The 22,447-nt window shown below is 37.6% G+C and carries 20 protein-coding genes and 1 pseudogene; 10 read left to right on the top strand and 11 right to left on the bottom strand.

Going from position 1 to position 22,447, the window contains the following annotated elements; genetic code table 11:
• Positions 1 to 20 precede the first annotated feature (20 nt).
• The 5 genes from DIZ80_00550 to DIZ80_00530 all read left to right on the top strand — a co-directional run bounded on the left by DIZ80_00550 (position 21) and on the right by DIZ80_00530 (position 7,971).
• Positions 21 to 2,675, top strand: a complete 2,655-nt coding sequence (locus DIZ80_00550; GenBank protein ID RDH85996.1) for a hypothetical protein — start codon at positions 21 to 23, stop codon at positions 2,673 to 2,675.
• Between the two features lie 337 nt (positions 2,676 to 3,012).
• Positions 3,013 to 3,315 (top strand): hypothetical protein, encoded by a 303-nt coding sequence (locus tag DIZ80_00545; protein ID RDH85995.1) that lies wholly within the window; start codon positions 3,013 to 3,015, stop codon positions 3,313 to 3,315.
• A gap of 263 nt (positions 3,316 to 3,578) precedes the next feature.
• Positions 3,579 to 4,517, top strand: coding sequence for a hypothetical protein (locus DIZ80_00540; protein RDH85994.1), 939 nt, complete (start codon positions 3,579 to 3,581; stop codon positions 4,515 to 4,517).
• Between the two features lie 497 nt (positions 4,518 to 5,014).
• Positions 5,015 to 6,046 (top strand): aminopeptidase, encoded by a 1,032-nt coding sequence (locus DIZ80_00535; GenBank protein ID RDH85993.1) that lies wholly within the window; start codon positions 5,015 to 5,017, stop codon positions 6,044 to 6,046.
• 17 nt (positions 6,047 to 6,063) lie between these two features.
• Positions 6,064 to 7,971, top strand: coding sequence for a hypothetical protein (locus DIZ80_00530; protein ID RDH85992.1), 1,908 nt, complete (start codon positions 6,064 to 6,066; stop codon positions 7,969 to 7,971).
• A gap of 84 nt (positions 7,972 to 8,055) precedes the next feature.
• On the opposite strand, the gene DIZ80_00525 is transcribed toward DIZ80_00530, so the two are convergent.
• Both DIZ80_00525 and DIZ80_00520 read right to left on the bottom strand, forming a co-directional pair.
• Entirely contained in the window at positions 8,056 to 8,919 is an 864-nt protein-coding gene (locus tag DIZ80_00525; GenBank protein RDH85991.1) for a hypothetical protein, read from the bottom strand.
• A complete protein-coding gene (locus tag DIZ80_00520) occupies positions 8,916 to 9,659 on the bottom strand; it encodes a peptidoglycan-binding protein (GenBank protein RDH85990.1) in 744 nt (247 codons plus the stop codon). Before DIZ80_00520 ends, DIZ80_00525 begins: the two co-directional genes overlap by 4 nt.
• 503 nt (positions 9,660 to 10,162) lie before the next feature.
• Here DIZ80_00520 and DIZ80_00515 point away from each other — a divergent pair.
• Together DIZ80_00515 and DIZ80_00510 are read left to right on the top strand one after the other, a co-directional pair.
• Positions 10,163 to 10,726: a hypothetical protein gene (locus DIZ80_00515; GenBank protein ID RDH85989.1), complete on the top strand. Its 564-nt coding sequence runs from the start codon at positions 10,163 to 10,165 to the stop codon at positions 10,724 to 10,726.
• Positions 10,727 to 10,756: 30 nt separating this feature from the next.
• Positions 10,757 to 10,948 (top strand): hypothetical protein, encoded by a 192-nt coding sequence (locus tag DIZ80_00510; protein RDH85988.1) that lies wholly within the window; start codon positions 10,757 to 10,759, stop codon positions 10,946 to 10,948.
• 17 nt (positions 10,949 to 10,965) lie between these two features.
• On the opposite strand, the gene DIZ80_00505 is transcribed toward DIZ80_00510, so the two are convergent.
• From DIZ80_00505 to DIZ80_00470, 8 genes and pseudogenes are all read right to left on the bottom strand, one after another.
• Positions 10,966 to 11,316: a thioredoxin gene (locus tag DIZ80_00505; GenBank protein ID RDH85987.1), complete on the bottom strand. Its 351-nt coding sequence runs from the start codon at positions 11,314 to 11,316 to the stop codon at positions 10,966 to 10,968.
• 370 nt (positions 11,317 to 11,686) lie between these two features.
• The gene (locus DIZ80_00500) at positions 11,687 to 12,589 is read right to left on the bottom strand and encodes a hypothetical protein (protein RDH85986.1); all 903 of its coding nucleotides are present in this window, start codon (positions 12,587 to 12,589) and stop codon (positions 11,687 to 11,689) included.
• Between the two features lie 874 nt (positions 12,590 to 13,463).
• Positions 13,464 to 14,753, bottom strand: a pseudogene (locus DIZ80_00495) (Ni/Fe hydrogenase subunit alpha).
• A 13-nt stretch (positions 14,754 to 14,766) separates the two neighbouring features.
• Entirely contained in the window at positions 14,767 to 15,552 is a 786-nt protein-coding gene (locus DIZ80_00490; protein RDH85985.1) for a sulfhydrogenase subunit delta, read from the bottom strand.
• Between the two features lie 27 nt (positions 15,553 to 15,579).
• Positions 15,580 to 16,434 carry a Ni/Fe hydrogenase subunit gamma gene (locus tag DIZ80_00485; GenBank protein RDH86156.1) on the bottom strand — a complete coding sequence of 285 codons (855 nt, stop codon included), beginning with the start codon at positions 16,432 to 16,434 and terminating at the stop codon, positions 15,580 to 15,582.
• A gap of 7 nt (positions 16,435 to 16,441) precedes the next feature.
• A complete protein-coding gene (locus tag DIZ80_00480; protein ID RDH85984.1) occupies positions 16,442 to 17,563 on the bottom strand; it encodes a sulfite reductase subunit A in 1,122 nt (373 codons plus the stop codon).
• A 421-nt stretch (positions 17,564 to 17,984) separates the two neighbouring features.
• A complete protein-coding gene (locus tag DIZ80_00475) occupies positions 17,985 to 18,191 on the bottom strand; it encodes a cold-shock protein (GenBank protein ID RDH85983.1) in 207 nt (68 codons plus the stop codon).
• A gap of 185 nt (positions 18,192 to 18,376) precedes the next feature.
• A complete protein-coding gene (locus DIZ80_00470) occupies positions 18,377 to 18,727 on the bottom strand; it encodes a hypothetical protein (protein ID RDH85982.1) in 351 nt (116 codons plus the stop codon).
• A 325-nt stretch (positions 18,728 to 19,052) separates the two neighbouring features.
• Between DIZ80_00470 and DIZ80_00465 the strand changes: the two genes are divergently transcribed.
• Both DIZ80_00465 and DIZ80_00460 read left to right on the top strand, forming a co-directional pair.
• Positions 19,053 to 19,610, top strand: a complete 558-nt coding sequence (locus DIZ80_00465) for a hypothetical protein (protein RDH85981.1) — start codon at positions 19,053 to 19,055, stop codon at positions 19,608 to 19,610.
• The gene (locus DIZ80_00460) at positions 19,610 to 19,942 is read left to right on the top strand and encodes a hypothetical protein (protein ID RDH85980.1); all 333 of its coding nucleotides are present in this window, start codon (positions 19,610 to 19,612) and stop codon (positions 19,940 to 19,942) included. Before DIZ80_00465 ends, DIZ80_00460 begins: the two co-directional genes overlap by 1 nt.
• Positions 19,943 to 19,952: 10 nt before the next feature.
• Here DIZ80_00460 and DIZ80_00455 read toward each other — a convergent pair whose 3' ends face one another.
• Positions 19,953 to 20,831: a hypothetical protein gene (locus tag DIZ80_00455; GenBank protein RDH85979.1), complete on the bottom strand. Its 879-nt coding sequence runs from the start codon at positions 20,829 to 20,831 to the stop codon at positions 19,953 to 19,955.
• A gap of 548 nt (positions 20,832 to 21,379) precedes the next feature.
• Between DIZ80_00455 and DIZ80_00450 the strand changes: the two genes are divergently transcribed.
• A complete protein-coding gene (locus DIZ80_00450; GenBank protein RDH85978.1) occupies positions 21,380 to 22,429 on the top strand; it encodes a transporter in 1,050 nt (349 codons plus the stop codon).
• Positions 22,430 to 22,447 lie beyond the last annotated feature (18 nt).

Below are 22,447 nucleotides of genomic sequence, written 5' to 3'. Positions count from 1 at the left end.
TTGCGCGATTTTAAAAAATAATGCTAAATAGAATTAAGATTAACCCGGCTTCATTCATAACGCCCTTATTCCTTGTATTGTGTCTATCAGTTATTCGTTTGCAATATGGCGTTTTATTATTTCATACCCTGGCAGAACTCTTTTCAGTTATGGTCGGAGTGCTCATGCTAGTAATAGCATGGAACACTCGAAGATTTACGCATAATGATTTTCTTGTTTACCTTGGAACGGGTTATTTTTGGGTGGCTATGCTTGATACATGGCATACCTTCACTGTAAATGGGATACCCTTTTTTAATATTACTGATTCAGAGGTCACGCTTCATTTTTGGATCTATACCCGTCTTTTCGAAGCCTTGCTCTTGCTATCAGCATCAATATTTTTAAAACGAAAGCTTAAAGCTAAATTAGCCTTTGTTTCAGGTGGCTTACTTAGCCTGGTTATAATCTGGGTGTCATTTTCCTTAACATCACCCGTTATGCTTACCTCTGAGGGCTTAACAGCATTTAAAATTGGGGTTGAGATACTGGTTATTGTCTTGCTGCTGCTGGCTATTTTTATCTATTTTTCTAAAAAAGAGCTTTTAACACCAAGGGTACTTCATTATTTACTGGCTTCATTAACGCTAACAATATGTGCAGAGTTATTCTTTACTCTTTATACCGATTTTCATGGTGTACCATTTGTTATTGGTCACTTATTTAAGTTTCTATCATTCTGGATGATTTACCAGGCTATAGTTCAAACCACTTTAAAAGAACCATTTTCAATAATGGCACAAGCTTCAAATAGTTATGATGCTATACCTCATCCTGCAATAGTGGTTGATAGGCATGGGTTAATTACACAGGTTAATAATGCAGCTGAAGATATGGCGAATAAATCAGCTCAGGCATTATTTCAAAAGCCTGTTCATCGTTATTTTCATGCACCTAACGTTACAGAAGAAACATGTGAGCTGTGCCAGGCTATCAAAGATTGTAAAACATTAAATAACCACGTTGTGTTTTTTCCTGAAACTGAGAAATGGTTTATTGTTTCACTAGCGGCTATTAAGTTAGGAGACAGTATTGATGGAATGGTTCAATCTCTCACAGACATTACAGAACGTAAAAAATCTGAAATAGCTTTTCGTGATAGTGAATCTCACATGAAAACATTAGTGCAGACTCTACCTGATTTAATCTGGTTGAAAGATCCTGATGGTGTTTATTTATCCTGTAATGAGCGTTTCGAGCTTTTATTTGGTGTTAGTGAATCAGACCTCATTGGGAAAACCGATTATGACTTTGTTGATAAAGATATTGCCGATTTTTTCCGAAAACATGATAAAGCAGCGATGTCAGCTGGTGAACCGACAATAAATGAAGAGGAGTTGACCTTTTCAAATGATGGACACAAAGAGCTGGTTGAAACGATTAAAACACCCATGTTTTCACCTGCTGGAGAGTTAATAGGCGTTTTAGGAATAGCGCGTGATATAACTGATAGAAGGCAAGCTGAAAAATCACTGATTCGTGTTCAGAAAATGGATGCTATAGGTCAACTTACGGGTGGTATTGCTCATGATTTTAATAACCTTCTAGGTGTCATACTTGGTAATCTTGAATTACTTGAGCTTCAAATAGAAGATCATGATAAAGCGCATAAACGAATTAAAAGTATTTATGAGTCAGGAAAACGTGCAGCAAACTTAACAAAACAATTACTCGGTTTTTCTCGTAATCAGGCATCTCAATTATCAGTTGTTAAAATTAACGATGTGATTGAATCAATGACTGATATGATTTCACGATCAATTACACCTGAGATTAAAATTGAACAACATTTTTTCGATGAACTGTGGAAAACGGAAATTGATGCAGGAGAATTTAAAGACAGTGTGCTTAATCTGTGTATCAATGCTCGTGATGCAATAACTGGTCACGGAAAACTTATTATTGCAACAGAGAACGTAACACTGAATAAAGAATATAGTGAGCATACTCCCGGCTTGAATCCCGGGAAATATGTGAAATTAACAGTTACTGATAATGGCGTAGGTATACCAGAAAATTTAACAGAACGAGTTTTTGAACCATTTTTTACTACTAAAGATCAGGGTAAAGGTACGGGGCTTGGGCTGGCGATGGTTTATGGATTTGTTAAACGTTCAAATGGTTATATAAAGTGCAATTCAGAAGAAGGTGTTGGTACTTCTTTCATAATATATTTACCTAAATCAGAATTAAAAGAGATACCTGTAGTAGAAAACATTATATCAAAAGAGAGTACTCCCCGGAGCCACGAAACTATCCTGGTTGTTGATGATGAAACTGGGTTATTAAATCTGGCTAAGGATATATTGGAAATGCAGGGTTATAGAGTGTTAACTGCAAGCGATGGTATAAAGGCGCTAGATATTCTTGCTAAAGAACACTCTATCGACTTACTATTTAGTGATGTTGTTATGCCAAATGGAATGAGTGGTTATGAGTTAGCGGAACAGGCAACGAAAAACAACCCTAAACTCAAGGTGCTGATGACTTCAGGGTATACGGAAGATGTTATACCTAATAAAGAACAAACTCAATTTAGTGATACCTTGCTTCGAAAACCATATACACACGCTGAGCTGACAGGAAGAATACGCGCGCTAATAGATGAGTTAGATGAAAAATTAGAGATTAATTAAGTTATATGATGCTATAAATAGCCACACTATTATTGGCATAAACGCTTGATAGGCAGGGGAATTACGAGAAAAAACATGTTTTCAGGGTAATTTAAAATAATTTAAGAGGGCGGTGACAACTGGGAGTTATTAGTATTTCGAATGGTCGTCAACCCAATTAATATTTTTCATTAAATCACCCAAACGAGTGATGCTAATAAGCTAAGAAATAACGATAATTAAGTTATAAATATAACTAAGAATATATAAAGTAATAATAAACGCTAATACATGTTCAAATTGTTGATTATTTTTAATCGCAATTGCGCATAAATGAATAAAAGATGTAGATATAAAAATGAAAGAGTTTAATCAACGTGCTCACGCTCGGGTGTCATACCCTACAGCTGATCGACCTTCTTTAGTTTTCGATATTGAAAGCTATGATGTGGTCGATATATCAAAATATGGTCTTAAAGTTTTCACCGATAATGATCTTGCATTCTTAAAGAATGATAGTGTTATTGCCTTAATTGTTTTTCTGGATGGACGAGAATTTAATCTTACAGGGCATGTTGTCAGGTTAGGTCATAATTATGCCGGATTGCAATTAGATACACCGTTACCGCTGGACGTGATTGAGGCTGAGGCGATGCACTAAATTAACAAGAAAAAATAAGGTCAGGGAACAATTGTCTCTAATATTAGGGAGTATTGCTGTCTGACCCTAATAATTTAATAATTCATGAACGATTTAATCGTTGATTCTGGTTTGTTCTTTTAACAAACTGTTTTTCTTATCGCACGTATACTTTACTTGAATCATATGGGCGCTATAAATTATATATAGCGTTGATTAAATTCTTAAAAGAGTTATCTAGCCTTTTCTTCGTTGCTCCCTGTTACCACTAAAGAGAATACAAAATGAATAAACAAAGTTATGACATTATTGGTGATATTCACGGCCAGGCAGATGAGCTGATTAGTCTCATCACACTTCTAGGTTATAAAGATGATGGTAAAAGTTATACGCACCCTGAAAGAAAAATAATATTTCTGGGCGATTTTATAGATCGAGGTTCAAAACAGCGTGAAGTGCTGGATATTGTAAAAGCGATGATTGAAAATGGATCGGCATTATCCGTAATGGGTAACCATGAGTTTAATGCGATAGCTTATTTCACAAAAAACAGCGCGACCGGTGAATATCTTCGTAAACATAGCAGCAAAAATATCAAACAACATAAAGCCTTTCTGGATGTTTATGAAACCAATGATAAAGAGTATGCGTGTGTTATTAACTGGTTTAAAACATTACCGCTCTGGTTAGAACTGGATGGGCTTAGAATTGTTCATGCCTGTTGGGATTATAAATGGATTAATAAAATACTGGATATCAGTAATGGAAGTACATATTTAACGGATGAATTATTAAATAAAGCCACAATAGAAGGTAACTGGGAATTTGATGCTATTGAAACGTTACTCAAAGGAAAAGAGATACCACTAAAAAATGGTTTTAGTTTTAAAGATAAAGACGGAAATGAGCGCCATAACATTCGTGTGCGCTGGTGGGATCAAAGTGCATCTACCTATCAAAGTGCTTTTATGGGGCCTGAAAGCGCCAGAACGCATATACCGGATGATGAAATAGAAGGTGATCACCTAATTGAATACACACATAGTGAACCACCTGTATTTCTCGGGCACTACTGGATGGAAGGCGAGCCAAAGGTTCTGTCTAAGAATATAGCCTGTTTAGATTTTAGCATAGCTAAACCAGGTGGAAAACTTGTTGCTTATCGCTGGGACGGTGAGACGGAATTGATTGATGAAAAGTATGTATGGGTAGAGCGAAACTAATATCCTTCTGTTATTGGTTTATTTGTGTCGATTAATTTATATTTTTTATAAGATTGGTACTCAGCTCAGGATAATGATAGCTGGGAACGAGTCCTGCTTAATTATTCAGGGGGGGGCATTTATATGCATAATTTTATAAACAGATTTCTATCTGTAGGTCTGCTCAGCGGGCATTACGTGATACTTAGCATGAGTTTATAAAGAGTTCGAGATGGAGTCACCCATTTTACTGGGCACCCTTTGTAGTGGTAGGCAAGGGTTAGTGAATAATAAAGACATTATTTTCAGTAAGCTCTGATTCATCTTATTATGTTCGAAAATGCCGGGTTTTAGTTTGAATAAAGCGAATAGTGTTATATGGTCAGTTGTTAAATCAATTAATATCTGCCACTGATTATCATGGACTGAAATCAGGATTTAACCTGATATTTTTTTGTATCTATTATAATTGGCTGTTCTGGTAAACAGTCTGTCTAAATTTTAGCTGGTTGATAAGAATGAAAACAAACAAAAATAAGGCATCTCACCGCCTGTTGTTATTAATATCTATCTCACTATTTTGTGTGTTTCTGATATTCAGTTGTACGACACAGCTTAATGTTGTTATGCCCGGTCACTCGTATAACGGTGCATTACCATTGCTGACACTAGAACAGCAGAAAATAAAAAAACAACTTCATCGTCATGTATATGAATTGAGTGAATTCATTGGTGTTCGTAATATGCATGAATACGATAATCTTTTACGTGCAGCGGACTATATAGACATTGAACTGTCACAAATGGATTATAAAGTTACGCGGCAGCAATATATGCTTAATAATAGAGCAGTTGACAATATTGTTGCTGAAAAAATTGGTATTGATAAACCCGATGAGATTATCATTATTGGTGCCCATTACGATTCACTTCAGTACACCGTAGGAGCAAATGATAATGCTTCCGGTGTGGCGGGGATTCTTGAAATTGCACGTCTGTTTAAATCTATGCAGTTTTCACGAACGGTTCGTTTTGTTGCGTTTGCAAATGAAGAGCCGCCTTATTTTAAAGAAGAAAGCATGGGGAGCTATCAATATGCCCAGCATGTCAATTCGATGAATGAAAATGTTATAGCGATGTTTTCTATAGAGTCTATCGGCAGTTTCTCATCTAAAGCCAAAAGCCAGCGCTATCCCGTTTTATTTAATCTGTTTTATCCTGATACAGGAAATTTTATCGCTTTTATTTCAAATCCCGCTTCACGTCATTTAATGTATCAATCTCTAGAGATATTTAGAGAAGAGGCAAAATTTCCTACTGAAGGTCTGGTTGCGCCAGAATACATCCCAGGGGTGGACTGGTCAGATCACATGTCTTTCTGGAATGAAGGTTATGCAGCGGTAATGATTAGTGATACGGCTATATATCGTGACAGGAATTATCATACTTCTTCTGATACTATTGATCACATTGATTTTGAGAGCACCACACGTGTGGTTAGCGGATTGAGTGCTATGTTTTCGAAACTGCTTGGGCAAATAGAAAATTAATTAATTTTGGAGTAAATGTGCGTAATAAAATTATTTTTGCTGTTATCGTATTGATAGTTACAGCTGTAATATTAATCAGTAATACGTTTTTTAAACATCCAGACCCATTTCAGGATGCTTTACTACCTTCTGGCGAAGCCATACCACTTAATGCTGGGATGGATAGTTATGTAGGTTCACCCGACACCATAATGAATCTTGGTGCAACCAATGTTGATGAGCTGTTGCCTGACTCAGGATTAAAAAATATACGCCCCGGTGAATTGTATGTTGCAAAATCTGTTGTCAATATAAAACGCCTGTTTGAAAATTTTGCACCCATTATTGAGCAACGCGGTGAAACAGATCGAGCCAGGGCGATGCGTGTTATTGCAAACTCCGCAACTGATAAATACGTATTTCAACGACCTGCGCATCAATTTCGAATTAATGGTGAATTAGATAATCGTGTGCTTTTCTATGGCGCAGACAATGAACTTGAAAACGGCCCCGGGCTGACTCATATAAACAGCCTGACTCATGACATTGGTTTACCTGTGGTCAAGGTAATGACAAAATTCAATCTGGCTCAGGGAGGTGATTTACTCCAGATATTGAAATCAGGAGGTGGCGCCAAGCATGTAGGCGGTTTTACTTCAGGCTGGTATAAGGGCAATCCTGTCGCCATACTCAGTGACTGGCCGTATGACTACGGCGTGCTGGGGGATGATAATCGATATTACAATGCACACCTTCTGGCGATTGACTATCAGGCAGGAACACGCAAAACAATTCCAGATAATGTACTGCAGGCCTATACCGATAACTACAAACTATGGGATGTGTTCTCGGGTATGGTTATACCTTTTGCCCTGGCTTCAAATGTTAAGGAGTATCAGGATTACAGTCGTAACCCCCTCGAAGTGGTTGATCGTGAATCTCTGAATAAGCTGGCTGAAATTAGTGCAACACTCGACACCAGTCGTATTAAATTTACCAGTTACTGTGCAGAGGGTATCTGGAATGTTGGCAATCTGGCCGTTAATCATCTTATTTTTCGAGGCCGTTACCCGGCTATTGATAAGTTAATAGAAACATTTCAAGCTGCACCTGCATATCGTGATATGCAAGAAGGTGAACGTAGAAAACAACCGCAAATTGGCTGGAACTGGTTATACAACCAGGGGATGATAACGGGAGATCAGCACCGATCTATGATGTTAACTCGTCGAGTTGCAACTTATCTGGACTGGGTGCCAGAGTTGCCTAACTGGTCTGAATATGAGCCTTATCATGCAGAAGGCCTGATAGGCGAACCGTTCAATCTTGCGCAAATGGTTCGCATGGTACTGCGAACATTTTATCCACGTGAAGCGGTATCAAAAGCAATCATTGATGAAGTTACGCAACTGTATAAAACAGATGATGCGGATCTGAAGCAGGCTATTGAAATTTTTCTTTCAGGTCGTTCGCCTGATAGTTTAATTGGAGGTAAGGAGCTTGCAACGCGTGCTCTTTATATGGCCAGCGGAGAACTGGTTTATGCGCTGAAATCTAAAGAATTCAAAGATTTGATTTTTGATCGTCTGGGTTATGAATATATTATTGAGTTAGAAGATCAGGAGAGGGTAGATAATATGTACGAGGAATATCTCGAGGCTATTATGGACCCGGAGTTATTTGATCGTGATGACCTTGATGTTCGAATGGAAGAGCTCAGTAAACGTATTTCATTATTGAAGGTTAATATGCAGGTTTATGGACCTGATGACACAACCAAACGCACCGCTGAAAAGGTTATGCCATTCTTTATCTGGGCGCCACCACAGGGCTGGGTATTTTGGGCGCAGCATCCACAACTATATAACTCTCAGGCTATTCGTTATATTGCAACTGCACAGCATTTCGAACAGAGCGAACGTTATGCTGAAGAAAATGCTGAGTGATACTTAAATAGTTTATTTGTGGTAGAAAAAAGGGGGCAGGGAACAATGGTTCTGATATTAGGCTGTATTGTTCTCTGACCTGGATTAATTTCCCAATTTTGTTAAAGATAAATCTACGGGTACACGTTTTAACTCACCCATTTCATCAACAGACTCTTCAAGGCAGCTGAGTTGACTATCATCTTTAAAATTTGCCTGCTGGCAATATTCTTTCTTATATAATATATTATTTTTATTTATGTTATATACATATACCGTGTGAATATAATGATTAGCTGCCATACCGGTCATGCATTGAAATGTTATAAGCTGTTTATTTTGATCAGTTGCTTTAAAATCCCAGCATTGCTTTAAGATGAGCTGTTTATTGGTTGAATTTTTATTAATAAAATATATAACAGATTGCCTGCCTTCAACTTCATTGTTGATGTCACCATTAAACTGTTTTTCAATTAAAAATGATGAGTTGTCGTTTAGGCTAACAAGTTCAGATTTCATGTCGTCAAACGACCAGTTAATTACATCATCAGGCAGATTAAATATTGATGAATGTATAAAAGAGTAATGCTTGCTTAATAGTGAGTTTTCTTTTATATCGCATTTTCTAAGATAAGCATCGGGCACCCTTGTTTTGGTCTCTTTTAATGCTTTTTTAGCAGCGGAGTTATCATTGGATAGCTGGCTCACATACAAGACCAGACCGGGTTTTAAATTAGTGCAATCATTACTACTTATCACTTTCAGGTTTTTAAACTGTTTGCTTAAGGCAGTGTGTTTGTTTATAGCCCTGATTTCTTCAGTTTCCGTAGCAATAATACTTAAGTAAACTAAATCATCCCGGTTGTCGGGGGCAGCGCTTAGTGCGATGCCTGACACTGGAAAAATAATAGAGCAAATAATCAGCTGTTGTATTCGTTTTATAACTAAATTGTCTTTAATAAAATTCACATGCTTTCCGCTTGTTTACTTTCAAGTTTAATGCTTTTTAGTTTACTGTTGGGGTGCATTTGAACGTGTGCCCAATCTTTAAAGGACGTCCAGTCGCCACCCCAGTACAGATTGTTGTCTTTTGCTGCTTTACCCAGTGCTTCCCAGAATTTTTTAGTCTCAGGTTTGTCAGACCAGGCATAACGTGAATCAATAATATCAACTGCATAAGAGTTGGGTATACCACCTTTTAACGTTGCATTATGAAAGCTAAATTTAACTTTAGATCGCTTCTTGTTGTATAACTCTAGTTGAACAGCTACAGATCGCCACCCATAAAATATTTTGGGTTTAAATCCTTCGTTTTTAAGCGCTTTAACCACGGCTTTTACTTTGGTTCTAAACTGAGCGTTTAAGCTTTGCAGCTTTTTATCCTGTGACCAACGAGCACTATCTCCCTCCCAGTATTTCATTGTGACTTTGGGTGTGAGTTTATGTGGTGTCACTTTATAGTTCTCATAGAGTGATTTAAATGTTTTACCACCTGAATCAACTCGGCCATCAGGTTTTTTCATTTTAAGCACAATTGACTGATACTTCGTAATTAGTTTAATTGTCTTTGGGCCTATTAAACCATCAACAATCAGACGTTTTTCACCAGGCATGCGCTTAATTTTATGGTTAAGAAGGTCCTGAATAAGATGAACGTCTTCGCGAATGTTCTTCCCAGATTTACCTACAGAACTCAGAATTCCTTTCATTTGATATCCCTCATATTAATTTTCAATGGTTTTTTCTTATATCGTTATGGATAAAACAGGTAGCCATAAGCTGATTATTGTATGTGTATAGTAAATGAAAAGTCATGCCCTTGTGTATCAGATTAATCTGAAATTACTAAAAATGTGAATAAGTCAGTAGAAATTCACAAACCGTCCCACCTCACGCTTTATGGTGAGAGCGAGCACTACCGTGATACAGTCAATTCTATGGGTGGCTTTTGACTCTGCATAACAGCCAATAGTGAGGCGTTTTCTCATATATTAAAAAAATGACCCTAAACACATATATTTATACCCACCTGGTTTAAAATCACGGCTCTTTTTGTATGGATATATATAGCCACCATTGATGCCCCGGGTCTATTAAAGGCCGTGCTTGCAACCGTGAGGCAGCAGTTACTGCAAGGTAATATTAAAGATGAACTGTTGCTACAGTAGGAAATAGATGCTGCAGAATATAAAAAATGGAACGATAATTTAAAATGAGAGTTTACAAAATTAAAAATGATCGTGAAAATTATTATTCACTCATCATTAAAAACGTTGAACTAGGCAGTAAAATGCCTAATTACAGCCCAGGATTTGATGCTACATCCCGTATTAACGACTGGGTGAAACCAGGTGCTTCATTTTATGAGAGCAGCGGTTATATTGGCGATGGTATTAAATTTCCCGATGTTTCAACCTGGATAACCGGTAACCTTGTGTTAAATGAAAAGGCTTATAATCTCTTAAATGAGAACCTGAGGGTATCAGGTGAGTTTTTGCCAATATCGATAGAAGGCATTGATTATTATGTGTTTAATACATTAAAAGTGATTGATGATAATTTAATCAATACTGAAAATTCAGAAGACAATATTGAACTAGGTGTGAACATGGGCTTAAAAAATGTATCTTTTAAAGACAGTGATTTAGATGGAGCCGTTTTATTTAAATCGAATATAGATAAGCTAGTAAGTACATATTGCACAGAACAGTTTAAAGAATTATTAATAGTAAATGGTTTTAATGGCCTGCTGTTTGAAGAGGTTATGAGTAGTTAAATTACACTAGCATTCTTAAATGCATCAATTATGAAAAATATGATAGGTAAAAAGTTTGAGGTTTCCGGTATGGTTATAGAGATACTTTCTGACCAGGGTGAGAAGTGGGAAACACTGAATAACACCACGAGAGAAACCGTGTATTTTGATAAGAAATTTCTTCTAAATGCTATAAAGCTCGGAAAAGCTGAAGAGATACCCGTTACTGATGTTAATAAGTGAGCGAAACCTTCTTTAAATTACATTGAGTCTTTCCACATTGCATAGGGGCGATCTATAGTCTGTGCTAACTGCTTTAAACTGAAAGAACGAGCTTCTTCAGCGATTTTCATTCCATCGATATACACTTTCACAACGGGCAGGGTAAATACGCTGTGCTGTGCACAGATCTCCGGTGATTTCTCGCAATCTACATAAACACCAGACATATCTGGAAATTGTTGTTCGAGCATCGATGTTAACTGTGGCCTGATGCTCTGACACACACTGCAGTGTTGACCGCCGAAAAGAATAAATAAAGCACCGGTAGCTTTCATCTCGTTCAGTAACTCGATGTCGGTAATGTATTGCATGTGTTGTAGCCTGAGCATTAAGAGGTATTGGGGTAGAGTAAATTAACAGAACAGATTCATCAATGATCTGATGTATATATCAGAGCCAAATTATTTATTTTTCCATATGATAGTTACTGGTTAAAACATTAAAAGGGAATGTTCCCGAAGTTGATATACCTTTTAGAGTGTCACCGGTTATTAGATTAATTACCAGTACAAATATTAAAGATATTACGTTTAGTAGTATGTTTGGAGATTAAAAATTTAAAGCTGAGCTTAAATACACAGCAAAATAGTTGAGTGGAGAGTGACGGGCGGCGTAACTAATTTAATGATTAAACTAGCTACGCCATAGTTTCTTTAGTATTGATGAGTACAGTGATTCAACTAAAATATATCTAACTATTTACTTGCATCGACTCATAAAACGAGCAGCTTTTCCACTACACATATCATTTGCATGTGAGCTTGTTTCATATGCCTCATTGCTTGCTATTGTTTTGTTTTTAACGGGTTCTTTATCAGCAGTTTTAGCTTTAACGGCTTTCGCTTCTGCCATGTCTTTCTTCATAGTCTCAAGTTCTTTTCTTTCGCGTGCAATTTTATTACGCTCTGCTTCAAGGCGTTTAAGCTCTGACTTATTGTTTGCAAGTTGCTTGTTAGGAGTACTTTTTGGTGCCTTAGTTTTTGCGGCCTTTTTCTGGGGTTGTTTTTTGTCTTTAGCCTGTTTTATTTCTTTTTCTTCTTCTTTATTAAGTTCTACTAACTGTGTTTTCTTTTTTTGTTTTTCTTTCTTAGCGAATATTTTACGTTCAACCCTGTTAACATGAGCTTCAGCATCTGAATCACCCCGGTTAAAAGCTAATTTAAAATAACGTTTAGATTTTTTCAGGCTTCTTTTCACGCCTGTGCCATTTTCATGTAACTTGCCAAGAATTAATAAAGCGCTTTCATCGCCATTTTTAGCGTCAGTATAAACAGTCTTTAACCATGCTTTATCTGAGGCTTTAAAGCCGGTTTTCTTAATATCAATGTATTTAAGGTATCTATTGGCAGCGGGATTGTTGTTTGATGATGATTTTTTATACCACGTCATAGCAAGTGAATTATCTTTAGCTACACCACGCCCTGTCTCATACATGCCCGCCAGTCTATATTGAGCCTGTGCATCCCCACCGTTGGCGAGTTTTTGCTGAAACTCAAAAACCTTAATATCATAATTAGTAGCAAAACTTGTAGAAACGGATACTAATAATATGGATAGACATTTAATAAAGAAACTAACAGTTTGAATTTTCATAATTTTCATCAATATTTTCCTTAAGCTACGCAAAGACTTTATTTTTAAGTAAGTCTTAATCTTAATTTACAAATCATTGATCATTTATTATGAAAGCAACCTGAATAGAACGATTATAGAAATCGTGGGCTGCTTTTGTTAACTAAATATAGATGACATAGGTCAATTCTAAAAGGGCTATCCGATAGGAGGTAGCATTTTACCGAGCTCTATAACTCGAATGGGGGATAAAATCATCGAAATTGGAAGAAATAGCGTTAGATCAGGGTATATCGTAGGCGGGTTAAGCGAAGCGGATTCACAGTGTTTTATTCGCCTTGCAAAGAATCTTAACTTGCTGATTCAGCCATAAATGCCTAAATATTATAAATTACGGCCTTATTCTTTAATATCCAATGTTATTTTCTGTTAAACACGTTAATACATTATCAATTAGGTCTTCGTCACTAATTGATGTAATGGCTAACAGTTTTATTTCGCCTGGTAATGACTTAAGTGCTTTTATTATTGCCAGTGATTCGATTACACCGAAGTTATGGCTTGAAAAGCTGTTTTCAACTGAGTTTACCTTTGTAACATCAATCCAGAAAAAGGCCTGTTTTGAGCTGTCTGGTTTTGTGGCATCTATAATTACTACATGTTTGTAACTTTTAATGCATTTAGCCAGTAGCAAACCTGGTCTATCGAGTTTGCTTAAACTCAACCCATTTTCTTTTAGTTTCTGAATAGTTTTGTTTTTCTCTAATGTATCTATGGCTAACCAGCCGGCATCATCATCCTGATTAGGCGAGCCTATACCTAAAATAATAGTTTCTGATAAATTTACATTCTCAAAACTCAGTTCAGTGCGGGTTTGTTTTTTTATACTTTCAGATAAACCATCACGTATTAGATTTAAATTCAGGAAATGAGTTGCACAGGAAATGCAGGGGTCGTAATTACGAATAACTTTTTCAGCGTGTAACTGTAATTGTTTTTTAGGCTTGTGCAGGCCAAAATTCATTAATGAATTTTTTATATCCTGTTCTATACGAGGTTGGTTCTGGCTGGTGGGGGGAATGATAATCGCTTTTTTAACACAGCCATTTTTATCCATATCAAAACAGTGCCATAATATTCCTCGGGGGGCTTCGCTGCAACCATAACCCGTGCCTGCTGCGGGCTTAACTTCCATGCAGGGTTGATCTGTTGTTTTATAATTAGTTAACAGTTTTTCTGCTTCTAATATAGAAAAATAAATTTCAATGGCACGAGCGATAACACTGTGAAACATGTTTTTAGAAGGGAATTGGGCTTTCAGCCCCTGCATTATCTGTTTTACTTCATTGGGTAACTGCGCTTTATTTAAATTTATTCGTGCCAGTGGTCCAACTAAATAGGGTTTACCATCTAATAAACAATGCAGAGCTGTACTATGCTCTACGTGTTTTTCTTTAAAATGTTTTTCAAATTCACTTATCGGAATATCAAGCCCGTTATCGCTAATTAAGCGGCCTTCGTTGTAGGGGTATTCATTGTTGTGATGCAGTGCAACTGAAACAAAGTCCTGATTATCTTCGGGTAAATCCAGAGTGTCTACCCAGTTAATTAAATCAATGGCGTCCTGTTTAGCATCACTTACACGTTGCAGTAATTCGTTTACAGCCTGCTGCTCAGGAGCCTTGCTAAAACCACCGAGTTTAGTGCCAACGGGGTGCACAGATCTTGCACCGAACAGAGAGACCAGGTCATTGCCCAGGGCCTGTAATTTTAAACCGCGTCTTACTTCAGCAGAATATTTAGCAGACATTTCAATCACGCTATTAAAACCAAGATAATCCGGTGCAGCTAATAAGTGAATATGTAAACTATGGCTCTGTAACCATTCACCGCAATAAAATAACCGGCGCATATCACGAATCCAGGGTGTAATTTTTACCCCGAAAACAGATTCAATCGCCTGCACCGCACTCATCTGATATGCCACCGGGCAAATACCGCATATGCGTGCAACCGTATCCGGCACATCATAATAATTACGGCCTTCAAGAAATTTCTCAAAATAACGTGGGGGTTCATAAATACGCAATTGAAGCTGGGTGATCTGTTTATTTTCAATGGTCAGATCAAGCGCGCCTTCGCCTTCAACTCGCGCCAGCACCGGTACATTTATTTTTATGGTTTCCTTTGTCATGATTTAAGGTACCTTAGTTTTTCAGCCGAATTCCCTGTTGTTGAAATTGCTTCGCAGCACTATTAATAAATAAAAAGCGTCGTGCAACTTCTTCTTTAACTAGTCCAAAACCCAATAGTCGGTTTGCCAGTGCGTTTGTATTGGGGTTTTCTGAAGGGCCGTAACAACCGTAACAGTCTCTGCCAACACTTGGGCACAAAGCTCCACAGCCGGTGCGGGTAACCGGGCCCATGCAGGCTTCATTTTTTGTCACCATCACACAAACCGATTGCTGGCGTTTACACTCCATGCAAACCTTGTCGTTTTCTTCTTTGGGTAATACACCAAATAACAATGCACGAATGGCGCTGAGAATCTGTTGCTCATTTACAGGGCAGCCCCATAATTCCAGATCAACTTTTACGTGCTCTTTAATAGGTGTGCTGTTATCCAGACTATCAATAACAGATGGATTTGCATAAATATCTGCAATCCACTCTTTGGTATTTGCCATATTGCGTAATGCCTGCAAACCACCGGATGTTGCACAGGCACCAATGGTCATAATGTAAGTGCTGTTATCACGAATTTTCTGTAAACGTGCAAGGTCTTTCGAAGTAGAAACGCTGCCTTCAATAATAGCGATATCCACTATTGCATTTTCATCAAGCGGACCGGCTTCAGCAAAATGTTTTATATCAACCAGTTGAGTCAAAACCAGTAGAGGTTCCCCCATATTAATGAGAGCAAGCTGACAGCCATCGCAGGAACTGAACTTATGCACTGCAACAGAAGGTTTAGTCGTTTCCTGTTTACTCATAGCAAAACCTGCCTTATATACTCGGCTTTAAAAACCCTTAATACCAAACAAATCACTTATTTTATCAAAACTAAAAACCGGCCCGTCTTTACATATAAATTTGCTGCCATACTGGCAATGTCCGCAATGCCCCAAAGCGCATTGCATATTTCTTTCCATAGATAAAAACAGTTGTGAAGCCGTCACGTTATTATCCAGCATGTGATCACAAACCACGTGCATCATGCCTTCTGGCCCGCACATCATAACTATTACATTGTCCGGGTTAAATATCATCTGATCAAAAAGTGAGGTAACCGGTCCAACATGCCACGGCCATAAAACTTCACCCACATCCGCGGCCAGCAGCACATTTGTGTCAGGCATTTCGCGCCATTTATCATAACGATTTTTCCAGATAAAATCGGCGCTGTGTTTAACACCCTGCACAATATTTAAATGACCATATTGTTCACGGCGTTGCTCAATATAGTTAATAACCGAAACCACCGGTGCACAACCCAAACCACCGGTAACAATAACCACGTCTTTCTTTTTAGCTTTCTGCATTGGCCAGCCACGACCATAGGGGCCACGTAAACCAATTCGATCACCTGTTTTAAGGTTAGCCATTCCACGGGTAACTCGCCCTACAACACGAATGGTATGGTCGATAATATGACAATCATCCGGATCAGAAACAATTGAAATAGCAATTTCACCCACACCATATAAATACAGCATATTGAACTGGCCGGGTTCAAACGCGTAGGATTCCTGAATGTTTGAATTGGTAAATTTTAAGCGCAGGGTAAATAAATCCGGGGCTTCCTGAATACGTTCAAGAATAATCGCTTCATGGGGCTGATGTGGGTTAACGTTTAGCTCAGCACGGGTTTTAATATTTAAATCAGTCACGGCGTCTCTCCTTAAACTCTGCAACTGATTCAGTTACGTCTATACCCACGGGGCACCAGGTAATGCAACGCCCACAACCTACACAACCAGAACGACCATACTGCTCATGCCAGTATGAGAACTTGTGGCTTAACCACTGTCGATAACGCTGACTGGTTTCGCTTCGAATAGTAATACCATGAATGTAACTATGCCCCTGACTAAAACAGGAATCCCATTCACGACTATGAACAGATGAAGTGCCATCAAGCGTGGGTGTTTCATTTTCACTGTAACAAAAACAGGTAGGGCAAACCGATGTGCAGTTACCACAGCTAAGGCATTTTGCTGCAATGTTATGCCACACATCATTTTTTAAATCATCAGATAAATGTGACTTAATATCAAAAGCCGGTAGCTGTCTTTGTTGTTTTGAGGCATGGGCTTTAATTGATTTAGCTTCGGCAAGTAACTCATCTGTGCAATCCTGCAGGTTAAGCCCAGTAAGAATCTTTTTTCCGGCTTTAGTGTTTGCATCAATTAAAAAACCATTCTCTAATTCTGTTAATGCTATATCAAAACAATCATCTTCAGCGTCATCATCCACAAATGGCCCGTCGCCAGTAGAGTGACAAAAACAGGTATCAGCCGGATGACCGCAATTCACCGCAATTACCAGTAAATTTTCACGTCGGGTTTTGTAACAGGGGTCAACAGACTGCTGTTGTAGAAAATGCATATCCTGAATTTTCATTGCAGCAATATCACAGGCCCTGGCACCAATAATAGCCATGGGTTTAATATCGGGTTTAGTGGTTTTAAATGAAATATTGCCGTCAACAGACTGCGAACTCTCCCAGAGTTTTTCTTCAGGAGCAAACAACAAAGGTTTAATAGCCTGAGGGCCATTAGCCCAGTTGAAATATTTTGAGGAAGCCGTGCTCTCTAGCGAATAACGTCCCGGTGCCTGTACATCATGAATACCCCGGGGAAACTGCTCAACAGATGATACAGGGCCAAACACAATTGCCCCATCACGAACCTGTGGGCCAATGCAGAGATAACCTTCATCCTGTAAACAGTCCAGCAAACTCTGTAATTGATTCGACTTAAAAAAGTAACGCTGCGTAATCATTTGAAAAGCCTTTAAATAGCCAGTGATTAAAACACTCTATCTATGTTATTTATAATAGAAGAAAAACCCCACAGAACAAGAAAGTAAATCAATAAAGGGGTAAATAAGAAAATAGTGAAGCAGGGTGGGTGAAAAATGTCATTCTCAAACTGACAGGGTTGAGGTGTGGAGTTACTTTATCGCTTATGTCTCATTTGGCTGTCACTCTTTCATCCCTTTATACAGTTTTAGGGTATTAAATGATCTAATCATTTTATACCGTCGTATCAGCATGCTTCTAGCTGGCAATGCCTCTGGTTCGAATTAATTGTTGCAGGCAATAAAAAAGGGTAAGACCATATGGCCTTACCCCCTTTATTTACATTTAAAATAAATGTAAACCTGACCTGCTTAATAAAAACAGGCCATTATTTAATCGTAATTAAAGTGCTACGATGTTCTCTGCCTGTGGGCCTTTCTGACCGTCAGTAACAGTGAATTCCACTTTTTGGCCTTCAGTTAATGTTTTGAAACCTGAACCAGTAATTGCACTGAAATGAGCAAAAACGTCTGCGCCATTTTCCTGTTCGATAAAGCCAAAACCTTTAGATTCGTTAAACCATTTTACGGTGCCAGTTGTAGTAGACATAGTTGTATCCTATTTAAGTAGTAATATATAAATTGTGCTTCAAATTGAAGCTGTTTAGCTGAATGTGTTGATACTAATTATGAATAACAGGACGAGAAACTATAATGTGACATCGAAAAGGTGTTGCATAAATACTAAGAACTACTTCAAAGCTGGAGGCATAATACCCTAATTGAGTCTTTTTGTCACTTTTTATGCATATCAGGGTAAAAGGGCGGTGTGAATGGGCCAATATTAAGGCCAGACGGGGGTGTCAGGGTAACAGTACAATGGTTTCTAATTGTAGTGTGATTTTTGACGGGTATTAATAGTTTTAAATCACATGATTCTTTCCGCATCGTACAGGGCTGTTCCATAGCCTGTGCTAACTGCTTTAAACTAAAAGCACGAACTTCTTCAGCGATATTCATACCATCGATATAAGCTTTCACTACAAGCAGGGTAAATACATTGTGTTGCGCACCGCCAAACAGAATAAATAAAACACTGTTGGCTTCCAATTCATTCAGTAACTCAAAGTCGGTAATGTGTTGCATGTGCCTGGCGTACGAATCAGATAGATAATGTGGTTTGTATCGTTAATATATAAATTTAAGTAAGCGCATAACAGGCAACTTCCTAACTAGATATCAGATTAATCTGATAATGCTAAAAGTGTGAGCAAATTGGTATGTTTTTATAATTTGACATCCACAAAAGCATTATATAATGTTTTTGTGGACTATTATTTGACCGTGCTGTTAGTCTTTATTTGGTTTTGTATACAATTAAAGTCAATGAAGCATAATACAATTCATAAAAATGATGTTAATTAAAAGTCATGTATTGTGCTAAATTATTTTAAAATAAAAAGGGATTTATATGAGTAACATAGCAGATAAAATCGAACGAAATCAAAATCTTGTATCAAGCATTAATCAGCCATTAGCTGTAGTAGGTTTAGAAAAAATCGGACGGAAAATGGCAGGTAAATTATTAACACCTGCCGTTTGGGCAGCCAACTATTCTGTAAATGGAAAGACACCAGATAAAATTGACGTAAGTCTGTTTGGAACAGGTTTACTGGGTGGTGCAGCAGGGCCAGCATCAATTATAACAGGCCTGGTTAAGGCTGTAGTTGATGATAATGTAGAGCATCGCCTTAAACAGGTGCGTAGCAGTGAAAAACCAGAAGTAAGAATGAGTATAAAACCGACTGATGCCTTCAGTTTCTCGGCTCCAGCCATTAATGCTATGAAAATCGCAAGTATGGGAGGTACTGCCTGGCAGCACAAAAATGGCTTATGGGTTTATATAACGGCCGGTAAAAATTTATTAGTGCCTAACTTTAAACCTCAGAGTTTTGTTAAGATATATCGCCCCGTTTGGCCATTACAGCCAATGGGCGGAGGTAAATTCAGAATGACGGCTAAAAAATAATGCGTTATTTAATATTATTGATTTCTCTATTTGCAACTCTGCCTGTATATGCTGGACAGAATGATTTTGATAAAATTTGTAGTTATTTTGAACAGCTTGATAATGTCATAACTCAGAAAAAAATGACAAAACAGCAGGGAGCAAACTTTATAACTGGTTATGTGAATAAGGAACTTAAAGAGAGTAGTGCAGCGAGACAAGCATGGGAGGTCATTGTGTACGCTGTGCCAGAGGAACGTTATGATATTTATAAAGATACTGCGGATGAAATATTAAAATATAGCTGGAAGTGTGAAGCTATGAAAAAACATATATCAAAAACTGGTGATTAAATTTATCGGTTTATAACCATTCAGTAAGCGCTAAACAATTCATATCCTGGTTACCTGCTTTGATGGTAACTGAATTAATAACCCGTTCAATTTCAGTTAGTAAATAAACTTGATTATTGTTAAGTATAAAATCTAGCTCAGTGCCTGTGTTTGATAATGTATCTAAGTTTATCCATCTAATGCGTTTAATCTGATTGTCGCTATCAATGCTTTTAATTACGCAGGCATAAACCGTTTCATCTTTTTGATAACAAACGGTATCAGCCTTCATATTCTTTATTTGAATATAATTATTAATACTTTTAATAATTACAGGTAGTGCGGGTCTATTTTTATTTGTACATTTAGGTCTAAGTTCTGCTGCATACTCACCGTTAGCTTTAAACTGGAAATAATCAAACATAGGGCCCTTATCAGTTTGTTTGCTCCAGTTGTTATCTAAAGAAATACTATAGTCTTTGTAAATATATTGAAATCTTTTATTCTTCGATTCTGAATGATTAAAATTGTGCTTTATAGGGTTAGTTTTGCTGTAATAACCAGTATGTATTGCAATTTTATTTTTTATGGTATTTTCATAAGATTGACTAGCAATTATTATGATTAAAAAACAGGATAGTGAGATTATTGCTACAGTTAGTTTATATGTTCTTATTTTAACCAGAAGAAAGCTAAGTAAAAGCGATAATACCAAAATGAAAGCATATGAAACGCTAAGAGCTGTTTCAGACGGGTTGTTAATATCGATATAATAAACAACAAAAGGCCACACTGAGAAAAATGCGATACCAAATACAGAGCCAATGATTAATCGAGCATAGGGTGATTTTTCTTTTTTAAATAAAAAACCGGCAAGAATAACAAGTGTGAGTAGAGTGATTGCTTGCATAATTTATGAATAATTCTTTTATAGAGTGTTTTAAGTGATTGATTATAAAACATTAGTTATTAACAGACAAAGTCACATGTATTTTAATTTTATCCAACGCTCGTCACCGCATAAGCCTCTATAGGGTTATAATGACTTTAAAGCCTTCACTCCCGTCGTACCAGTATGCTTCTAGCTAGCGACTTTATCCTGGCCGCAGCGAATGAGTCTTGCTCTGGCACTAATTAATTGGGTAAGAGCCAGTGCCAGTAAGTTAAGGCTATTTACTTTGTAGGTGCTGCCTGTGCAACCAGCTTCCATTAATGCTCTGGTGGTGTTTTCCCTGCACAGTACTGGTGCATATTAACTACATGATTTCATAGTGACTTTTTTTGTGCACCTAAAGGAGCACCTACATAAAAAAGCTTAATTTACTGATATTGGGGTAAGAGCGCAATGGTGTACTCCAGGCCACGATTATTGGTAACTATGATGCCAGATCTTAACTGGTTAAAAATATGTTGCTATGATTTGTACTATCTTTATATAGTAATTAAACGAGATTATTCATGACATTATTGTTTGTTTACCTGTTTATAGCCATCGGCATTTCTTTTCTGTGCTCTATACTCGAGGCTGTTCTGCTATCCATTACTCCTAGTTATGTGGAGAATCTCAAGTCCAGCCATTCCCATTCTGGTGAGTTATTAGCCAGAGTTAAAAATCAGCTTGATGTTTCATTATCGAGCATTCTGATTTTAAATACCTTTGCCCACACCATTGGTGCGGTTGGTGTAGGCTCACAGGCGGTGCGTATTTATGGTGAGCGATGGGAAACATTAATTGCCATTTTATTAACCCTGGTTATTTTATATTTTTCAGAAATTATTCCTAAAACACTGGGTGCAACCTATTGGCGTAAACTATCTGTGCCCAGTGCCTTTATTATTCTATGGTTAGTTAGGCTGGTGTATCCACTGGTGTGGCTGGCGACACGTTTAACTCGGTTATTTACCCGTGACAAAGAGAATGAAATTAGCCGAGAAGAAATACTGGCGCTGGCTACATTAGGTTATAAAGGTGGTACGCTGGGTTCACAGGAAACAGAATATTTATCCAATATTCTTAACTTACGAGAAATTCGTACAGAGCAGGTGTTAACACCACGCAGTGTGGTGCATATGTTAAATGAATCAATGACAGTTACCGATGCGCTTGACCAGGAAAAGACCCGGCATTTTACCCGTATGCCGATTTATCGTGACGATATTGATGACATTATTGGCCATGTCAATGATTTTGACTTGTACGAAGCAGAGCGTGCTGGTCATGGTGCGGGTTTAATTAAGCAACATGTCAAACCCATACTGCGTGTTTCCGAAAAATTACCGGTACATAAATTACTGGATTATTTTATTAAACAAAAAGTACATATGTGCCTTGTTGAAGATGAGTTTGGACAAACAGCAGGTATAGTGACACTCGAAGATGCCATTGAAACATTGCTAGGCCGTGAAATTGTTGATGAGAGCGACCAGGTGGAAGATATGCAGGAACTGGCCAGGGAGCGATACCGTAATCGGTTACGTGTCGATAAAAAAAATCATGTTGATGAATAATTAATGTGTTTAAAAGCA

Origin of the sequence: endosymbiont of Galathealinum brachiosum (assembly GCA_003349885.1) — a bacterium.
Classification (GTDB): Bacteria; Pseudomonadota; Gammaproteobacteria; order SZUA-229; family SZUA-229; genus SZUA-229.
Note: the sequence above shows the minus strand (reverse complement) of the source record. Positions and strands in the feature narration are given on the sequence as shown.

What these genes read in the sequence shown, in the direction of transcription:
- DIZ80_00515 (RDH85989.1), top strand. Translation starts at nt 10,163, where the DNA reads ATGAGAGTTTACAAAATTAAAAATGATCGTGAAAATTATTATTCACTC.
- DIZ80_00455 (RDH85979.1), bottom strand. Translation starts at nt 20,831, where the DNA reads ATGCAAGCAATCACTCTACTCACACTTGTTATTCTTGCCGGTTTTTTA.
- DIZ80_00505 (RDH85987.1), bottom strand. Translation starts at nt 11,316, where the DNA reads ATGCTCAGGCTACAACACATGCAATACATTACCGACATCGAGTTACTG.
- DIZ80_00450 (RDH85978.1), top strand. Translation starts at nt 21,380, where the DNA reads ATGACATTATTGTTTGTTTACCTGTTTATAGCCATCGGCATTTCTTTT.
- DIZ80_00460 (RDH85980.1), top strand. Translation starts at nt 19,610, where the DNA reads ATGCGTTATTTAATATTATTGATTTCTCTATTTGCAACTCTGCCTGTA.
- DIZ80_00490 (RDH85985.1), bottom strand. Translation starts at nt 15,552, where the DNA reads ATGAGTAAACAGGAAACGACTAAACCTTCTGTTGCAGTGCATAAGTTC.
- DIZ80_00500 (RDH85986.1), bottom strand. Translation starts at nt 12,589, where the DNA reads ATGAAAATTATGAAAATTCAAACTGTTAGTTTCTTTATTAAATGTCTA.
- DIZ80_00545 (RDH85995.1), top strand. Translation starts at nt 3,013, where the DNA reads ATGAAAGAGTTTAATCAACGTGCTCACGCTCGGGTGTCATACCCTACA.
- DIZ80_00535 (RDH85993.1), top strand. Translation starts at nt 5,015, where the DNA reads ATGAAAACAAACAAAAATAAGGCATCTCACCGCCTGTTGTTATTAATA.
- DIZ80_00550 (RDH85996.1), top strand. Translation starts at nt 21, where the DNA reads ATGCTAAATAGAATTAAGATTAACCCGGCTTCATTCATAACGCCCTTA.
- DIZ80_00470 (RDH85982.1), bottom strand. Translation starts at nt 18,727, where the DNA reads ATGCAACACATTACCGACTTTGAGTTACTGAATGAATTGGAAGCCAAC.
- DIZ80_00465 (RDH85981.1), top strand. Translation starts at nt 19,053, where the DNA reads ATGAGTAACATAGCAGATAAAATCGAACGAAATCAAAATCTTGTATCA.
- DIZ80_00520 (RDH85990.1), bottom strand. Translation starts at nt 9,659, where the DNA reads ATGAAAGGAATTCTGAGTTCTGTAGGTAAATCTGGGAAGAACATTCGC.
- DIZ80_00510 (RDH85988.1), top strand. Translation starts at nt 10,757, where the DNA reads ATGAAAAATATGATAGGTAAAAAGTTTGAGGTTTCCGGTATGGTTATA.
- DIZ80_00475 (RDH85983.1), bottom strand. Translation starts at nt 18,191, where the DNA reads ATGTCTACTACAACTGGCACCGTAAAATGGTTTAACGAATCTAAAGGT.
- DIZ80_00480 (RDH85984.1), bottom strand. Translation starts at nt 17,563, where the DNA reads ATGATTACGCAGCGTTACTTTTTTAAGTCGAATCAATTACAGAGTTTG.
- DIZ80_00540 (RDH85994.1), top strand. Translation starts at nt 3,579, where the DNA reads ATGAATAAACAAAGTTATGACATTATTGGTGATATTCACGGCCAGGCA.